The sequence below is a fragment of the Parageobacillus sp. NEAU-HV-2 genome (assembly GCF_059115485.1).
Window position 1 is genome coordinate 1 of the sequence record NZ_JBXUJJ010000002.1, and the last position, 14,856, is coordinate 14,856.

Here is a 14,856-nt window from a genome sequence, read left to right on the forward strand (position 1 = left end):
GCCACCGTTTTATAGCCCATGCCCTCTTTCAAATATAAATCCACAGCTTTCTTTTTAAACTTTGCATCATATGTTTTTCGTATTTTTCCCATAGAAAAATCCCCTCCATAGTAGACAGATTAATTGGCTTTCTTTTTTCTGTCTACTATAAGGGGATCATATCACCAAAAAAGGCGGTTTTAATTTTGCCGACATATTCGATATCGTAATCAACTTCTTTTGTCATCGCCACAAGGCAGCCGGTGTCAATGCGCAATTTCTCACCAGGCTGCAGCTCACGCTTGTAAATGGTTCCGCCTGCATGCAAAAAGGCGAGCCCATCCCCTTCGAGTTTTTGCATAATAAATCCTTCGCCGCCGAAAAAGCCGGTTCCAAGTTTGCGCTGAAAATCGATGCCGACCGAAACGCCTTTGGCTGCACAAAGAAAGGCATCTTTTTGGCAAATCACTTTGCCGCCAAGCTCGCTTAAGTCCATCGGAATAATTTTTCCAGGGTATGGGGCGGCAAACGAAACGCGGCGCTTTCCAGTGCTGTTGTTCGTAAACACCGTCATAAATAAACTTTCTCCTGTTAATAATCGTTTCCCCGCTCCAACCAATTTGTTCAAAAACCCTTTTCCGGAATGGGAACCGTCTCCAAATACGGTTTCCATCGTGATTCCGTCTTCCATCATCATCATTCCGCCTGCTTCGGCGATGACGCTTTCCTGCGGGTCTAGTTCAATTTCCACAAATTGCATGTCATCGCCATATAATTTGTAGTCAATTTCATGTGCGTTCATGTTTTTCTCCTCCATCTTATCATTTCTACGCTATATTCTTTATACGGGCCAGGATTACTTTTTGTTTCAAAAAAAGACCATCAACGGTGATGGTCTTCTTTTTCTGTATAAGGATCTTTTTCATAGGCGGGCAAATCACCAATATTGGACATTATTCCTTCATCATCTAAAATATTTTCGAGTTGCTCATGTTCTTTGGTTGGATATACTTTTACATTTTTTCCGTATAAGTCGACTGCCGCGAAATTTTCCAAGTCTTCGACATATCCGACATTTTCCTCGGATTCGGCGTACACTTCGCCATAATAATCAACATTTTTTCCTAAATCGGAAGGCGTATCGGAGGAACCGTAACGCGCGACTTCCTGCCAGGCATCTTCTGCGTCATATGCCACCGATTCATCGCGGTCATCCAAATCAAACTTTCCAAACGGAGGCATCAACACGCCTTCTTCTAGCGGCCGCTTTTGCGAAACGGTTTGATCAGGGCTGTGCTCTTTACAAAAGGTGGTCGTTGGGAGCGCCTGCAGACGCTCATAAGGGATCGCTCTGCCGCAAACTTCACAGATACCGTATGTGCCGTTGTCCATCGCTTGAAGTGCATGTTCAATCTCTTTTAGTTCCCGTTCCGTATGTTCATTCAGTGCGATATCTTTTTCCCGCTCATATAGCTCGGTTGCCTCGTCCGCAGGGTGGTTGTCATAGCTTGCAAGTTCGCCGACCGCATCGTGGGCATGGCTTCGCAGTTTGCCAAAATGATCGTTATTTTGCAGTCGTTCTTGAATTTCCTGTTTTGCTTGAAGAAGTTGTTTGCGGAAGGCGGCTAGTTGTTCATTCGTTAACATCATGATTAACTCCTTCCTAAAAATAAACCGTTTACCTTGTAGTATGAACCAAAAATAAAAAAAAACACGGCTTATTTCCAACCGTGTTACAGCCAATGGCTAATCAGTAGACCAATGGTCAATAGAAACCCGAATTGTGTATTCGTTTGTGCCGTTGCTTTCATTGCTGGCATCATTTCAATTGGTTTCGTCTTGCCGATAAACCCTTTTGCCGCAGCAGCTGCTTTTGGGATGCTGAAAAAGACAAGCAGCGTCCAAAAAGAAACGATATGGGAGAAAGCCAGCACCGCCATCCAAATAAACGAAACGACAAACATACCGGCAAGAATGCGGATTGCATTATTACGACCGACTAAAATCGCCAGTGTTTTTCTTCCTTTTTCTTTATCTCCATCAAGGTCGCGGATATTATTGGCGAGTAAAATCGCCCCAACTAAAATGGCAATCGGCGTTGCGATGAGAATCGCCGTTTTTGTTACTTCGCCGGTTTGAATGAAAAAGGAAATGAGAATAATTAACAGTCCCATGAAAAATCCAGCTGCAAGTTCGCCAAACGGGGTATACGCAATCGGCACCGGGCCGCCTGTATAGAAATATCCCGCTGCCATACAGATGGAGCCGATCAATGCAAGCCACCAGCTACTATTCATGCAGATATAGACACCGATTAGTGTTGAGACAGCAAATAATGCAATGGCTAAACATAAAACGGTTTTTGGGGGTATTCCTTCACGGACAATCGCCCCGCCAATTCCTACCGATTCCGGAGAGTCGAGCCCACGCTTGTAGTCGTAATATTCATTGAACATATTGGTGGCTGTCTGAATCAATAAAGAAGCCACAAGCATCGCGATAAATAAAGAGATGCGAATGGTTGTTTCATGAAGTGCTAATACAGTGCCGATACAAACAGGCACAAATGCAGCAGTCAATGTATGTGGACGGGTAAGCCTCCACCAAACACGCCAATCGCGGCGACGGTGGACCGATGAACAGCGCTCTGTTTGCAATGATGGTTGCATAATCATACCCCTCATATTCGGATAAAATAGTATTCATAAACGTTCACAATAAGTGTAGGAAAACGTTTATAGTGTGTCAACCCCTTTCGAATAGATAAATTGTTTCCTATTATATATAATGGAAAATAGGAAATAGGCAATAAACTTAATGAAGAAAGCGGGATTACAGTGGCAATTTTACATCAGCATAAAATTCGCGAACAACTGCATCTCATCGAAAAAAAAGCAAAGCGGCCGTTTATTAGTTGGACGGAGGAATTGAACGATGTAGACCCGGTTTATTTTTTTTCATTAGGACCAAAGTGCTCTTTCCGTGAGCGTTTTTTTTGGATGGATCGCACCAGTGAAACCATTTATGTTGGGCTTGGCTGCACGTATGTGATTGAAACAGCAGAAAAAGAAGAGCGGTTTCATACGGTTGAAACGAAATGGAAACAATGGATTGAACAATCAGCTTTTTATTCCAATGGGACAAAAACAGTTCCTATCCTATTCGGAGGTTTTTCGTTTGATCCGTACAAACCGCGCACGGAAAAATGGCGTGCCTTTCCGCATGCGAAAATGATAGTGCCAGCCGTTCTTTTAGCGAGCAAAGGTGGAAAAGCGACGTTAACCGTGACGGTGCGTTCCGGACAAAGTGCAGAAACTGTAGAAAAAATAGAGATGTTGCTTCATTTGTTGCATGAAGGACAGGCGTCAATCCATTCTTTGCCTTCTTTGATAAAATATGAAGAAATACAAACGGAACAATGGCTTGATACAGTGAAACAAATGATCGCCAAGATTCACAGCGGAAAGTTCGATAAAGTAGTGCTAGCGCGGGAGGCGCGTTTATCGTTTGCGAATCAGGTGGAGGCAAGCGCAGTGCTCCAGCAGCTACGTGAGCAACAGCCGTTTAGTTATCTGTTTGCGTTTGAACAGGAAGGGCAATGCTTTATTGGCGCTTCTCCGGAGCAGTTGGTAAAAAAGGAAGGCGATGTATGTTACTCCACTTGTTTAGCGGGATCGATCCGTCGGGGAAAAAACGTTCAAGAAGACGAACAGCTTGGCGAGTGGCTGCTGAATGACGAAAAAAATCTTCATGAACATCACTTTGTTGTCCAAATGATTAAAGAAGCGATGGAAGCGGTTTGCGAACGCGTCCACATGCCACCTTCTCCACAGCTGTTAAAATTGCCGAACATTCAACATTTATATACGCCGGTTGTTGGGGAGCATTGCCGCGCTTCCTCTATTTTATCGATGATTGCGAAGATGCATCCAACCCCTGCGTTAGGTGGGACACCGCGGGAAGCAGCAGTCAAAGAAATCCGCGAGGTGGAGCCGTTAGACAGAGGATGGTATGCCGGTCCAATCGGCTGGATGGATGCGGAAGGGAACGGGGAATTTGCCGTGGCCATCCGTTCAGGTCTGCTGCAAGGACAAGACGTATCGATTTTTGCTGGATGCGGTATCGTCGGCGATTCCGACCCTATCAGCGAGTATGAGGAGACGAAAGTGAAATTTACCCCAATGTTATCGGCGTTAGGAGTGGGACAAGATGAATGAGTCACTAACCTTATATATTGCCGCGTTTGTGGATGAATTAGCAAAAACGGGGGTACGAGATGTTGTCGTCAGTCCAGGATCGCGCTCGACCCCGCTAGCGATCGTGATGGCGGAGCATCCGGAAATGCGCATACATATGAACTTAGATGAACGTTCTGCCGCCTTTTTTGCCCTTGGTATGGCAAAAGCAAAACGGCATCCGGTCGCCCTTCTTTGTACGTCAGGAACGGCGGTTGCCAACTATTTTCCGGCGCTAGTGGAGGCGTATTACTCACGAATCCCTCTTATCGTCGTTACGGCGGACCGTCCGCACGAATTGCGCGACGTTGGCGCGCCACAGGCCATCGATCAGTTAAATATATATGGAAAGTATGCAAAATGGTTTGTTGAAATGGCTCTTCCGGAAAGAACACCAGAGATGCTTCGTTATGCAAGGACGGTGGCAGCAAGGGCAGCAGGCATCGCGATGAGTGCTCCGGCGGGGCCTGTTCATCTGAACTTTCCACTTCGTGAACCGCTTGTGCCGAATATCGAGGAAGCAACATGGCAACAAATCGAAGCGAAAGAGCCGTCTTATACAAAGGTTATTGTCGGAAAAGTAACCGTCGATAGGAAACAGCTTGAGCAATTATATCACCAGCTCGCTTCCATCGAAAAAGGATTAATTATCTGCGGACCAATGGACTACCCGGAATTTGCCGAGGTGGTTACCGAGTTAGCGGAAATGCTCGATTATCCGATTTTAGCGGACCCGCTTTCCCAGCTGCGCAGCGGTCCTCATTCCAAACAGTATATTATTGATTGCTATGATGCGATATTAAAAGATGAAACAACGGCTGCCGCATTCGTGCCGGATGTCGTGATTCGTTTTGGCGCCATGCCGGTTTCCAAACCGTTATTTCTGCTGCTGAAACGATATCCATCCATCCGGCAAATTGTAGTAGATGGCGGCGGAGGATGGCGGGAACCGACATTGATGGCATCCTATATGATACACTGTGATGAAGTGGAGTTTTGCCGCCAACTCATCGAAATGGCGGAGCGAAAATCGACAAAAAGCGAATGGTGCGCAACTTGGAAAGCGGTCAACGATATTGCGAAATCCGTTCTCCTAGAGGAACCGGCGGACAGTGAATTATTTGAAGGAAAAGTGTTTACCGAACTTTTACAACTGCTGCCAAGCGGTGCTACTTTATTTGTCGGCAATAGTATGCCGATTCGTGATGCCGATACCTTTTTCTTTACGACAGACAAGCAAATCCGCGTATTGGCGAATCGCGGCGCCAACGGAATTGACGGCGTCGTGTCGAGCGCGCTAGGGGTCAGCGCCGTTGCCGAACCGCTCGTGCTTGTCATCGGCGATCTTTCCTTTTATCATGACTTAAACGGACTGTTGGCGGCGAAAATGCATGGATTGAACGCGACGGTTATCGTTCTTAATAATAATGGCGGCGGGATTTTCTCGTTCCTGCCGCAAGCAAACTATAAAAAACATTTCGAAATGCTGTTTGGCACGCCGACCGATTTACAATTTGTGCACACTGTTCGCATGTACGAAGGGAATTACCAAAACAGCAAAACATGGGACGAATTTCGCCATCATGTTTCCCGATCGCTGACAACCGATGGTCTTCATGTGATTGAGGTATGTACATCCAGGGAGACGAATGTAAAAACCCATCGTCTTTTGTGGGAAAGGGTTTCCCAGGAAATAGCGGAATTTCTCGAAAAAAGGAGAATGGCATGAACATTTTGGTGAATGGCGTTTCCTATCATGTCGAACAATATGGGAATGGCGAGCCGCTTTTGCTCTTGCATGGATTTACTGGAAGCATGGAAACGTGGAAACCGTTTTTCCCGTATTGGCGGGAATTTCGTTTGATTCTGGTCGATATCATCGGCCATGGTCTTACCGATTCTCCGCATGACCCAGCGCGGTATGAAATCGAGCAAGCAGCCGCGGATCTTGATGAACTGTTGCGCCATCTTCATGTAGAGGACGTCCATGTGTTAGGGTATTCGATGGGAGGACGGCTCGCGTTAACGTTTACGATCCTTTATCCTCATCGTGTTCGCAAGTTGGTGCTTGAGAGCAGTTCCCCTGGTTTAAAGACGGAGCAGGAAAGATGGAAGCGGCGTGAAAATGATGAGGCGTTGGCAAAGGAAATAGAACAATACGGAGTGGCGGCATTTGTGGAAACATGGGAAAAGCTGCCGTTGTTTGCGTCGCAAAAGCGTCTGCCGTTTAGCGTTCAGGAGGAAATACGTAAGGAAAGGTTGAAAAATAATAAAACCGGGCTAGCCAATAGCCTGCGCGGAATGGGGACCGGAAGACAGCCTTCATGGTGGGATCGGTTGCCGGAAGTGAACACGCCGACGTTACTGATATGCGGAGATTGGGATGAAAAGTTTTGCCGGATCGCGGAAGAAATGAAAGAGCACCTGCCAGATTGCAAAATGGTCACCGTTTCCCAAGCGGGACATGCAATTCATGTGGAACAACGAGAGATTTTTGCTAAAATAGTAAGTGAGTTCATTAGAGGAGGAGAGTAAAATGGCTATTGAATGGGTGAAGGAACGCGAGTACGAAGATATTATATATGAAACGTATAACGGCATTGCCAAAATCACCATTAATCGTCCAGAAGTACATAACGCGTTCCGTCCAAAAACGGTTGCTGAAATGATCGACGCCTTTTCGTATGCGCGTGATGACTCCAAAATCGGTGTGATCATTTTAACGGGAGCAGGCGGAAAAGCGTTCTGTTCTGGCGGAGACCAAAAGGTTCGCGGTCACGGCGGCTATGTCGGCGACGACCAAGTTCCACGCTTAAATGTATTGGATTTGCAACGGTTGATTCGCGTGATCCCAAAACCAGTTATCGCGATGGTGGCGGGGTATGCAATCGGCGGTGGTCATGTATTGCATGTTGTATGTGATTTAACGATTGCGGCAGACAACGCAATTTTTGGACAAACTGGTCCAAAAGTAGGAAGCTTTGACGGTGGATATGGCGCTGGCTATTTAGCGCGGATTGTCGGCCATAAAAAAGCGCGTGAAATTTGGTATTTATGCCGCCAATATACGGCACAGGAAGCGCTGGAAATGGGTCTTGTCAATAAAGTAGTGCCGCTCGAGCAACTGGAAGAAGAGACCGTCAAGTGGGCGCAGGAAATTTTAGAAAAAAGCCCGACAGCGATCCGCTTCTTAAAAGCAGCGTTTAACGCCGATTCTGATGGGTTAGCCGGCATTCAGCAGCTGGCCGGTGACGCGACATTATTGTTCTACACGACCGAGGAAGCTAAAGAAGGACGAGATGCGTTTAAAGAAAAACGCAAACCAAACTTTCAACAATTTCCGCGTTTTCCGTAAGAAAAGCGGAAGGCGCCTGCATATCGGCGACACGCGCTGGAGGACCCGCGAGGAGGCCGTTGCCGCCACAGCGGGGCCGAAGCGTCGCGAGCCGATGGCGCCTGGAGCTAGACAATAAGAAAAGCGGAAGGCAAGTTTTGCCAAAGCAGCTTGATGTATTTCATCAAGCTGTTTCTTTATGGAAAGAAGGAGAGTGCCATCATGCAAACAGCCATACCAAACTGGTTGATGCAACGTGCTTTTTTAACGCCACAACGCCTTGCTGTCGATGATGGGCGGCAGAAAAAGACGTTTGCCGAACTTCACGAGTCTGTAGTAAAACGGGCGCGGCAATTGGCAAGCATAGGGGTGCGCCAAGGGGATATCATCGCGGTGTTGATGAAAAACAGCATTGCGATGGTGGAAATGATCCATGCGCTCCATTATATCGGAGCCATCGCGCTATTGCAAAATATACGTTTAACTTCTCATGAGCTTGCGTGGCAATTAAATGATAGCGGCGCCGTATGCGTGATTGCCGATGAGGAGCTGGCAGGCCTTGTTGAGGCAGACATCCGCGTGATGACAATAGACGAATTGTCGGCATTGCCGGAGATAGACGTGAAGTTTCAATCGCATTATCATTTCGATGATGTCGCCACCATTATGTATACGTCAGGAACGACGGGAAAGCCAAAAGGAGTACTGCAAACGTACGGCAATCATTGGTGGAGCGCCATCGGCTCGGCGTTAAATTTAGGGTTGCATGAAAATGATTGCTGGCTTGCCGCTGTTCCACTGTTTCATATCAGCGGTTTGTCGATTATGATGAGAAGCATCATATACGGGATGGGCATGTATGTGATGCCTTCCTTTGATGCGCAAAAAGCAAATGATTTAATCATGGACGGGAAAGTGACGATCATGTCCGTCGTCACAGCGATGCTGCAAAAAATGCTTGCCGATCTTGGCGAAAAGCGGTATCCAGAAACGTTTCGCTGCATGCTGCTTGGCGGCGGGCCTGCACCCAAGCCGCTGCTAGAGGCATGCAAAGAAAAGGCAATACCTGTTTATCAGACGTACGGCATGACGGAAACAGCATCGCAAATTGTCACATTGGCGCCAGAATATAGTTTAACAAAGCTCGGTTCCGCAGGAAAACCTCTTTTTCCTGCGCAGCTTCGTATTGAAAAAGATGGGCAACCGGCCCGTCCGTATGAAGCGGGGGAAATTGTCGTAAAAGGGCCAAATGTGACGAAAGGGTATTTGCACCGGGAAGAGGCGACAAAAGAAGCAATTCGGGATGGCTGGTTTTATACCGGAGATATCGGGTATGTCGATGAAGATGGATTTTTATACGTATTAGACCGCCGCTCTGATTTAATTATTTCTGGCGGGGAGAATGTGTATCCCGCGGAAGTCGAAGCGGTGCTTCTTTCTCATGAGGCGGTGGAAGAAGCAGGAGTAACCGGAATCGAAGATGAAACATGGGGGCAAGTGCCATGTGCGTTTGTCAAACAAAAAAGCGGCTATTCCATCACCGCCGAACAGCTAAAACAGTTTTGCCAGGAACGTTTAGCCAAATATAAAGTTCCAAAACAAATTTATTTTGTCGACCAGCTTCCGCGCAACGCATCGCAAAAATTGTTGCGCCGCCAGTTAAAATCGCTCATACCTAATGATAACAACGGGGCTTGATGACAAGCCCCGTTGTTAAAATCCGTCTTCGTCCATTAAGCCTAATTCGAGCGCGCGATAGGCGATCAGTTTTTCCACTTCCGGCGGCAGATTGTCCAAAGAGCCAAATTCATATTGCCATAAATTTGTAAATGAGTCGACGCAGATCGGAAATGTCATTGGATTTGTCCGTTTTACTTCTTCTTTAAATGCTTTAATTAAGCTGTCTCTTTTTGCCACAATACGTCGCCTCTCTTTAAATAAACTATGTAAGCGCTATCTTTTTGGCCGCTCAGTAAGCCAAAAAGACAGCGCATCAAATTAAGATAGTTATGCATTGTCTGCAGGGGTAAATGTTTTGCAGTCCGTTTCCTTCGAATCGGATGCTATTTTCCCCATATGGCTCACGACATAAATCGATTCCGCACTGCACCGGTTTCCTTGGGCCCAATATTGGCAGTTTTTTACTTCGCAAAGAACATCTTTTGCCATCTTTATTCCTCCCCGTTAGTAAGAAAATAAACTACACCTTTAGTTTGGACGTTTGCGAAAATGTTATGAAGGAAACATTCAACAGTTTTATTGAAAATATTTATCATTATCATTGACATAGAAAATCATTCTCAATTAAAATGAAAGCAAGAAAAGGAAATAGGGGGGATCCCAATGGCATCGTTATTAGTGGTAGGCGCAGACCATTTAGGAAACATTGCCGATAAACTGATGGATTCCGGATTTCAAGAGATCATCCATGTTGATGGTCGAAAAGTGAATATGGTAAAAAGGGATATTCCTGAACATGTCGATATCGTGTTTGTTATGACGGATTACATCAATCATAATTTAGCCAAGAAGATAAAGCAAAAGGCGAAAAGCAAGGAAAAACCGATTTATTTTGTCAAACGTTCGTGGAGCTCGATTCATTCCGTTATTCAACAATTAGAGACGGAAAAATTGGGATAGAGTTACATTTAATCCATGAACCAATTATTAATTCGTGGAATATGAAAAAGTAAGAGGAAGGACGGGCTACAATAAAAATAGTCCGCCTCGTTCGTTGAGGCAGACTATTGTTTTCATTGCAGTGCTTTTTGTAGGACACGAATATTGTCTTCCATGAGAGCGAAATAGTCTTTATTTTCTTTTACGTCTTTGGAAGTTCGTGATTCTAAGTTGTGCAGACGAAGAGAGTCAGCACCGATTTCCTTTTGGACGATATTAGCGATTTTTTGGGTAATATTTTGCTCAAAAATAACATACTTGATATGATGCTGTTTTGCTTTGTTAATAATTTCGGCCAGTTCTTTTTGTGATGGCTCGTTTGTCGGTGAAAGCCCGGAAACACTCAATTGTTTAATGCCATAACGGTCTTCCCAATATCCGTAAGCTGCATGTGCTACGAGAATTTCTTTTTTTGGAGATTGATCAACGACCATTTGGAATTGCCGGTCAAGATTTTCTAGTTTGGCTTTCAGGATTTCAAAGTTTTTCATGAATGTTTCTTTCTCTTCCGGTTTTAGCTCAATGAGCAAATCACGGATATTTTCCGCCATGGTGATGGAACGAATCGGGTCAAGCCAGACGTGCGGGTCTTTATCGCCGTGATGCTCATGTTCATCTTCGTGCTCTTCATGGGTGGAGTCTAGCAAGCCGATCCCTTCAGTGGCAGCGAGAAAATGAACCCGTTCGTTTTTTAATGTTTCTTTTACTTTATCGGCGAAGCCTTCCATCCCTTGTCCTATATAAATAAACGCGTCAGCATCAGCTAATTGCTTCATCGTTTTTGTTGAGGGTTCGAATGTATGCGCTTCGACACCTGGAGGATAAATGCTTTGTACATGTACATATTTTCCGCCAATTTTTTCTGTAAAGTCTTGAAGCGGATAAACAGTCGTATAAATTGTTAAAACGTCTTTTTCTTTTTTGCCTTGCTGCTCCTTCGTTTCTCCGCTACAACCATATAAAAGGCCAGAGATAACAAGCAGCAGCGACAAAAGAAGTGATTTTATTTTCATAGCAATTCCCTTCCTCACTATAAAATATAGGCGTCACAACAAGGCCATTGTTATTATATCGTAATCATTACGATTTGGGAACTAAAAATGATCATTATGCCAAAGAATTAGATGTAGGGAATGGATCGACAAACATCGTCCAATCTCGGCTCATTTCTTCATCTGTTAATAAGCACGCATCCAAAGAGGCTTCGATTTCCTGACGATTCATGTCCATGCCGATGAAAACAATCTCTGTCATGCGATCCCCGTAAGTATCGTCCCATCTTTCAAGAAGTTCAGGTTCCTCTTGGAAGATTTGTTGGCGTCCCTCTTCCGGATAAGCAGCAATCCATGTTCCGACTTCTTGCATCATAATCGAAGTTCCCGCCTGAGATAAGAGGCAACACGTATTATTCCGCGAAGCAAGCCAGAAAAACCCTTTCGCTCGCACGATTTCCACAGGCCAATCTTCCAGCCACTGCATCCAGCGTTCTGGATGAAACGGGCGTCTTCTTCGGTAAACAAAAGAAGCAATGCCATATTCTTCGGTTTCTGGGGTATGCTCTTCGTTTAATTCTTTGATCCATCCGGCAGATTGGCTTACTTTTTCAAAATCAAACAGACCTGTATCTAAAATTTCATGCAAGGCCACTTTTCCGTGGGCGGTTGGAATAATTTTTGCTTCGGGGTTCAGCTTTCGCACCACCGCTTCTAATTCTTGCACCGTTTCCGACTTTACAAGGTCGACTTTATTAATAATAATAACGTCTGCAAATTCAATTTGATCGATAAGTAAATGAACGACATCACGCGTATCGTTTTCGTCTATGCCTTGTCTTCGATCAAGCAAGCTTTCTCCCGAGGAAAAATCAGTCCAAAACCGGTTGGCGTCCACTACTGTCACCATTGTGTCGAGACGGCATTTTTTGGTGAGGTCAATGCCTAATTGTTCGTCCACATATGTAAATGTTTGGGCTACAGGAATCGGTTCGCTAATTCCCGACGATTCGATGACGATATAATCGATGTTTCCAGCGTCTACTAGTTTTTCGACCTCTTTGATTAAGTCTTCGCGCAAGGTACAACAGATGCAGCCATTTTGAATTTGCACGAGCTTTTCTTCCGTGCGGGAAAAACCGCCTTGCCGAATGAGCTCGGCATCAATGTTGATTTCACTCATATCATTCACAATAACGGCAATTTTCTTTCCTTCTCGGTTATGCAAAATCTGATTGAGAAGCGTCGTTTTCCCCGAACCAAGATAGCCACTTAATACAGTAACCGGTATTTTTCTCATTGTTCTTTTCTCCTCCTTAATAGACAATCGTAATCATTACGATTTAATACGGTTAATCATACAAGAAAATAAACCAAACTGCAACGGTTATGTTTCCTACGTTTAAAATTTTTTCAGCCATAAGGCTCTTGCTTTGGAACGGAGGAAGCAATTAGGGAGTTTAAACGGATAAAACTCTGAAGTTCTTTTTTGCCGAAAGCAAACCAAAAATGGGCTAGCCGTAATAACACGTGCTGTTTTTCTGTTTGCGTATGGTGGTGAAAGGGGGGCTATGAAAGGCAAAGAGCTCATACTATGTCATATCATAAATTACCGCTACGGCTTCCTGCTGTTTTCCTGTTTTTCTGGAACAGGATCAAATCCGCCAGGGTGGAATGGATGACACTTTAAAATCCGCTTGATCGTCAGCCAGCCGCCTTTGATGGCGCCAAACCGTTTCACCGCCTCTAGCCCGTATTGCGAGCAGGTCGGATAAAACCGGCATGTCGGCGGCTTAAGCGGCGAGATAAAAATCTGATAAAAACGAATGAGAGCAATCACTAATTTTTTTGCCATTTGTTTTACCCCTAAACCTGCAAACTGTTCCATTCATAATGTATCATAAATGTGGAAGAAATACATATATAATGTGTTGCAAACCGTCCGTTTGCCTTTTATAAGGAATCAATACAAAATGGATGAAAAAAATCGGATTTCAGTGTATGATGAAAAAAGAAAATGAAGTAGGAGTGATATACATGCCTTCAGTAGAAAGCTTTGAGTTGGATCACTGTGCGGTAAAAGCGCCATATGTGAGACATTGCGGCATTCATAAAATTGGAAGCGATGGTGTCGTCAATAAATTCGATATTCGCTTTTGCCAGCCAAATAAGCAGGCGATGGATCCAGCTGCGATTCATACGCTCGAGCATTTGCTCGCTTATACGATGCGCAAACATGCAGAAAAGTACGATCACTTTGATATCATTGATATTTCGCCGATGGGCTGCCAAACAGGATTTTATCTTGTTGTGAGCGGATCGCCGACAGTGGATGAAATCATTGATTTGCTTGAGGAAACGATGAAAGAAGCACTAAACGCGACTGAAGTCCCAGCAGCGACAGAGCGGCAATGCGGGCAAGCGAAGCTGCATGACCTCGAAGGGGCAAAGCGGCTCATGCGTTTCTGGTTGGAGCAAGATAAGGAAGAGTTAAAGAAAGTATTTGGATAAATTGGTAAGGCTATCATCATGTTGATGATAGCCTTACTTATTTTGCGAATCATCCTCTTCAGGAGGAGGGTCGATCGTATGTTTGTATTCGTATGCTTTTGATGTAGTAATCACTGCCAAAGCAAGAATGAGCCCAGCAATGATCAATGATACTGCTAAAGTAACATACATTGCTAATTCACCTTTTTTCTTTTCATTGTAACATATTGTCACCACATTGGTGAGATGATGCTTTGCACGAATGGATGAGTAAATGTTTCGAATGTGAGAACGAAACGGTTTTGTGATGGCGTTCCTTTCCTTGTAAATACGGTATGAGGAAAGAATTGGTCGGTAATGTACATTAGGCAATAGGAAATAATACAGTTTGATTATAAATATGTTTCGTCGTTATCTAAATGCATATTAGGGAGGAATGGGAGATGTCTAAGCAATTAACGGACATTGTAAACAAACAAATTGCCAACTGGAGCGTTCTTTACATTAAACTGCATAATTATCATTGGTATGTGACAGGTTCGCAATTTTTTACGCTCCATGAAAAATTTGAGCAGCTGTATAATGAAGCGGCACATTATATTGATGAACTCGCCGAACGTCTTCTTGCCCTTGGCGGAGCGCCGGTGGCGACGATGAAGGAATGTCTCGAACAAGCTTCTGTCAAAGAGGCGACTGGACAAGAATCAGCGGAACAAATGGTGGCGACCATTGTGAGCGATTTTGAAACAATGATTGGGGAATTAAAAGAAGGAATGAAAGTTGCCGATCAAGTTGGTGATGAAACAACTGGAGATATGCTGCTTGGCATTCATCAAAGTTTAGAAAAACATGTATGGATGTTAAAATCGTTTCTCGGACGGTAAAAATTAGACAATGACCGATCACTCCTTCGCTGATGAAGGAGTGATTTTTTTTAGGGGGTTGTCTATACCGCTTTTCCTCTTTACGCATACGATAGTAGTGCTTATTCTTGACACTCCATACGACTCAAGTCGTGGGATTCTTAGGTCGTTAACGTCCGTATCCATTTCTGGTTTGGACAACGCCCAAGTTCAGGGCTGTGCCATCAGCCCGTCCTACGGCAGAGCCTATAGCTCCGTAGGCTGGCAGACTATCGCTTACGCTA

The 14,856-nt window shown here is 44.7% G+C and carries 16 protein-coding genes and 1 pseudogene; 8 read left to right on the plus strand and 9 right to left on the minus strand.

The genetic code is table 11. The annotated features are described in order from the left end of the window. Positions 1–163 precede the first annotated feature (163 nt). From AC1WMD_RS03520 to AC1WMD_RS03530, 3 genes and pseudogenes are all read right to left on the minus strand, one after another. A pseudogene (locus tag AC1WMD_RS03520) lies at positions 164–781 on the minus strand (AIM24 family protein); the annotation flags it as partial. 80 nt (positions 782–861) lie between these two features. Next, complete coding sequence (locus AC1WMD_RS03525; protein WP_494256289.1) at positions 862–1,626, minus strand: yteA family sporulation protein; 765 nt, start codon at positions 1,624–1,626, stop codon at positions 862–864. A gap of 86 nt (positions 1,627–1,712) precedes the next feature. Beyond that, positions 1,713–2,648 carry a 1,4-dihydroxy-2-naphthoate polyprenyltransferase gene (locus AC1WMD_RS03530; protein WP_494255975.1) on the minus strand — a complete coding sequence of 312 codons (936 nt, stop codon included), beginning with the start codon at positions 2,646–2,648 and terminating at the stop codon, positions 1,713–1,715. A 168-nt stretch (positions 2,649–2,816) separates the two neighbouring features. On the opposite strand from AC1WMD_RS03530, the gene AC1WMD_RS03535 reads away from it, so the two are divergent. The 5 genes from AC1WMD_RS03535 (at position 2,817) to AC1WMD_RS03555 (ending at position 9,246) form a co-directional block, all read left to right on the plus strand. Next, positions 2,817–4,196, plus strand: coding sequence for an isochorismate synthase (locus AC1WMD_RS03535; protein WP_494255976.1), 1,380 nt, complete (start codon positions 2,817–2,819; stop codon positions 4,194–4,196). Further along, on the plus strand, positions 4,189–5,943 hold the full coding sequence (gene menD, locus AC1WMD_RS03540) for a 2-succinyl-5-enolpyruvyl-6-hydroxy-3-cyclohexene-1-carboxylic-acid synthase (protein ID WP_494255977.1): 1,755 nt from the start codon (positions 4,189–4,191) through the stop codon (positions 5,941–5,943). The genes AC1WMD_RS03535 and menD overlap by 8 nt, the downstream gene beginning before the upstream one ends. Continuing rightward, positions 5,940–6,749, plus strand: a complete 810-nt coding sequence (gene menH, locus AC1WMD_RS03545) for a 2-succinyl-6-hydroxy-2,4-cyclohexadiene-1-carboxylate synthase (RefSeq protein WP_494255978.1) — start codon at positions 5,940–5,942, stop codon at positions 6,747–6,749. The genes menD and menH overlap by 4 nt, the downstream gene beginning before the upstream one ends. A 1-nt stretch (position 6,750) precedes the next feature. Beyond that, positions 6,751–7,569: a 1,4-dihydroxy-2-naphthoyl-CoA synthase gene (gene menB / locus AC1WMD_RS03550; protein WP_043905853.1), complete on the plus strand. Its 819-nt coding sequence runs from the start codon at positions 6,751–6,753 to the stop codon at positions 7,567–7,569. Positions 7,570–7,770: 201 nt separating this feature from the next. Continuing rightward, positions 7,771–9,246, plus strand: coding sequence for an o-succinylbenzoate--CoA ligase (locus AC1WMD_RS03555; RefSeq protein WP_494255979.1), 1,476 nt, complete (start codon positions 7,771–7,773; stop codon positions 9,244–9,246). A gap of 15 nt (positions 9,247–9,261) precedes the next feature. Here the strand turns inward: AC1WMD_RS03555 and AC1WMD_RS03560 are convergent, their stop codons facing one another. Together AC1WMD_RS03560 and AC1WMD_RS03565 are read right to left on the minus strand one after the other, a co-directional pair. Then, positions 9,262–9,465, minus strand: coding sequence for a hypothetical protein (locus AC1WMD_RS03560; protein WP_043905851.1), 204 nt, complete (start codon positions 9,463–9,465; stop codon positions 9,262–9,264). A gap of 90 nt (positions 9,466–9,555) precedes the next feature. After that, complete coding sequence (locus AC1WMD_RS03565) at positions 9,556–9,717, minus strand: DUF1540 domain-containing protein (RefSeq protein ID WP_070104942.1); 162 nt, start codon at positions 9,715–9,717, stop codon at positions 9,556–9,558. Between the two features lie 174 nt (positions 9,718–9,891). Here AC1WMD_RS03565 and AC1WMD_RS03570 point away from each other — a divergent pair, with 174 nt between their 5' ends. Next, entirely contained in the window at positions 9,892–10,188 is a 297-nt protein-coding gene (locus AC1WMD_RS03570; protein WP_043905850.1) for a DUF2325 domain-containing protein, read from the plus strand. Positions 10,189–10,301: 113 nt separating this feature from the next. Here the strand turns inward: AC1WMD_RS03570 and AC1WMD_RS03575 are convergent, their stop codons facing one another. The 3 genes from AC1WMD_RS03575 to yidD form a co-directional block, all read right to left on the minus strand. After that, entirely contained in the window at positions 10,302–11,240 is a 939-nt protein-coding gene (locus AC1WMD_RS03575) for a metal ABC transporter solute-binding protein, Zn/Mn family (RefSeq protein ID WP_043905849.1), read from the minus strand. 94 nt (positions 11,241–11,334) lie between these two features. Beyond that, positions 11,335–12,519 carry a GTP-binding protein gene (locus tag AC1WMD_RS03580; protein ID WP_494255980.1) on the minus strand — a complete coding sequence of 395 codons (1,185 nt, stop codon included), beginning with the start codon at positions 12,517–12,519 and terminating at the stop codon, positions 11,335–11,337. A 315-nt stretch (positions 12,520–12,834) separates the two neighbouring features. After that, positions 12,835–13,074, minus strand: a complete 240-nt coding sequence (yidD, locus tag AC1WMD_RS03585; RefSeq protein WP_043905847.1) for a membrane protein insertion efficiency factor YidD — start codon at positions 13,072–13,074, stop codon at positions 12,835–12,837. A 182-nt stretch (positions 13,075–13,256) separates the two neighbouring features. Between yidD and AC1WMD_RS03590 the strand changes: the two genes are divergently transcribed. Beyond that, complete coding sequence (locus AC1WMD_RS03590; protein ID WP_043906640.1) at positions 13,257–13,730, plus strand: S-ribosylhomocysteine lyase; 474 nt, start codon at positions 13,257–13,259, stop codon at positions 13,728–13,730. A gap of 33 nt (positions 13,731–13,763) precedes the next feature. On the opposite strand, the gene ytzI is transcribed toward AC1WMD_RS03590, so the two are convergent. After that, entirely contained in the window at positions 13,764–13,901 is a 138-nt protein-coding gene (ytzI, locus tag AC1WMD_RS03595) for a YtzI protein (RefSeq protein WP_088124202.1), read from the minus strand. A 251-nt stretch (positions 13,902–14,152) separates the two neighbouring features. Here ytzI and AC1WMD_RS03600 point away from each other — a divergent pair, with 251 nt between their 5' ends. After that, entirely contained in the window at positions 14,153–14,593 is a 441-nt protein-coding gene (locus tag AC1WMD_RS03600; protein WP_494255981.1) for a Dps family protein, read from the plus strand. Positions 14,594–14,856 lie beyond the last annotated feature (263 nt).

Excerpts from the sequence above, each read along its gene's own strand:
- menB (WP_043905853.1), top strand. The coding sequence starts at position 6,751 with ATGGCTATTGAATGGGTGAAGGAACGCGAGTACGAAGATATTATATAT.
- AC1WMD_RS03555 (WP_494255979.1), top strand. The coding sequence starts at position 7,771 with ATGCAAACAGCCATACCAAACTGGTTGATGCAACGTGCTTTTTTAACG.
- ytzI (WP_088124202.1), bottom strand. The coding sequence starts at position 13,901 with ATGTATGTTACTTTAGCAGTATCATTGATCATTGCTGGGCTCATTCTT.
- AC1WMD_RS03600 (WP_494255981.1), top strand. The coding sequence starts at position 14,153 with ATGTCTAAGCAATTAACGGACATTGTAAACAAACAAATTGCCAACTGG.
- yidD (WP_043905847.1), bottom strand. The coding sequence starts at position 13,074 with ATGGCAAAAAAATTAGTGATTGCTCTCATTCGTTTTTATCAGATTTTT.
- AC1WMD_RS03580 (WP_494255980.1), bottom strand. The coding sequence starts at position 12,519 with ATGAGAAAAATACCGGTTACTGTATTAAGTGGCTATCTTGGTTCGGGG.
- AC1WMD_RS03525 (WP_494256289.1), bottom strand. The coding sequence starts at position 1,626 with ATGTTAACGAATGAACAACTAGCCGCCTTCCGCAAACAACTTCTTCAA.
- AC1WMD_RS03565 (WP_070104942.1), bottom strand. The coding sequence starts at position 9,717 with ATGGCAAAAGATGTTCTTTGCGAAGTAAAAAACTGCCAATATTGGGCC.
- menD (WP_494255977.1), top strand. The coding sequence starts at position 4,189 with ATGAATGAGTCACTAACCTTATATATTGCCGCGTTTGTGGATGAATTA.
- AC1WMD_RS03575 (WP_043905849.1), bottom strand. The coding sequence starts at position 11,240 with ATGAAAATAAAATCACTTCTTTTGTCGCTGCTGCTTGTTATCTCTGGC.
- AC1WMD_RS03530 (WP_494255975.1), bottom strand. The coding sequence starts at position 2,648 with ATGCAACCATCATTGCAAACAGAGCGCTGTTCATCGGTCCACCGTCGC.
- AC1WMD_RS03570 (WP_043905850.1), top strand. The coding sequence starts at position 9,892 with ATGGCATCGTTATTAGTGGTAGGCGCAGACCATTTAGGAAACATTGCC.
- AC1WMD_RS03590 (WP_043906640.1), top strand. The coding sequence starts at position 13,257 with ATGCCTTCAGTAGAAAGCTTTGAGTTGGATCACTGTGCGGTAAAAGCG.
- menH (WP_494255978.1), top strand. The coding sequence starts at position 5,940 with ATGAACATTTTGGTGAATGGCGTTTCCTATCATGTCGAACAATATGGG.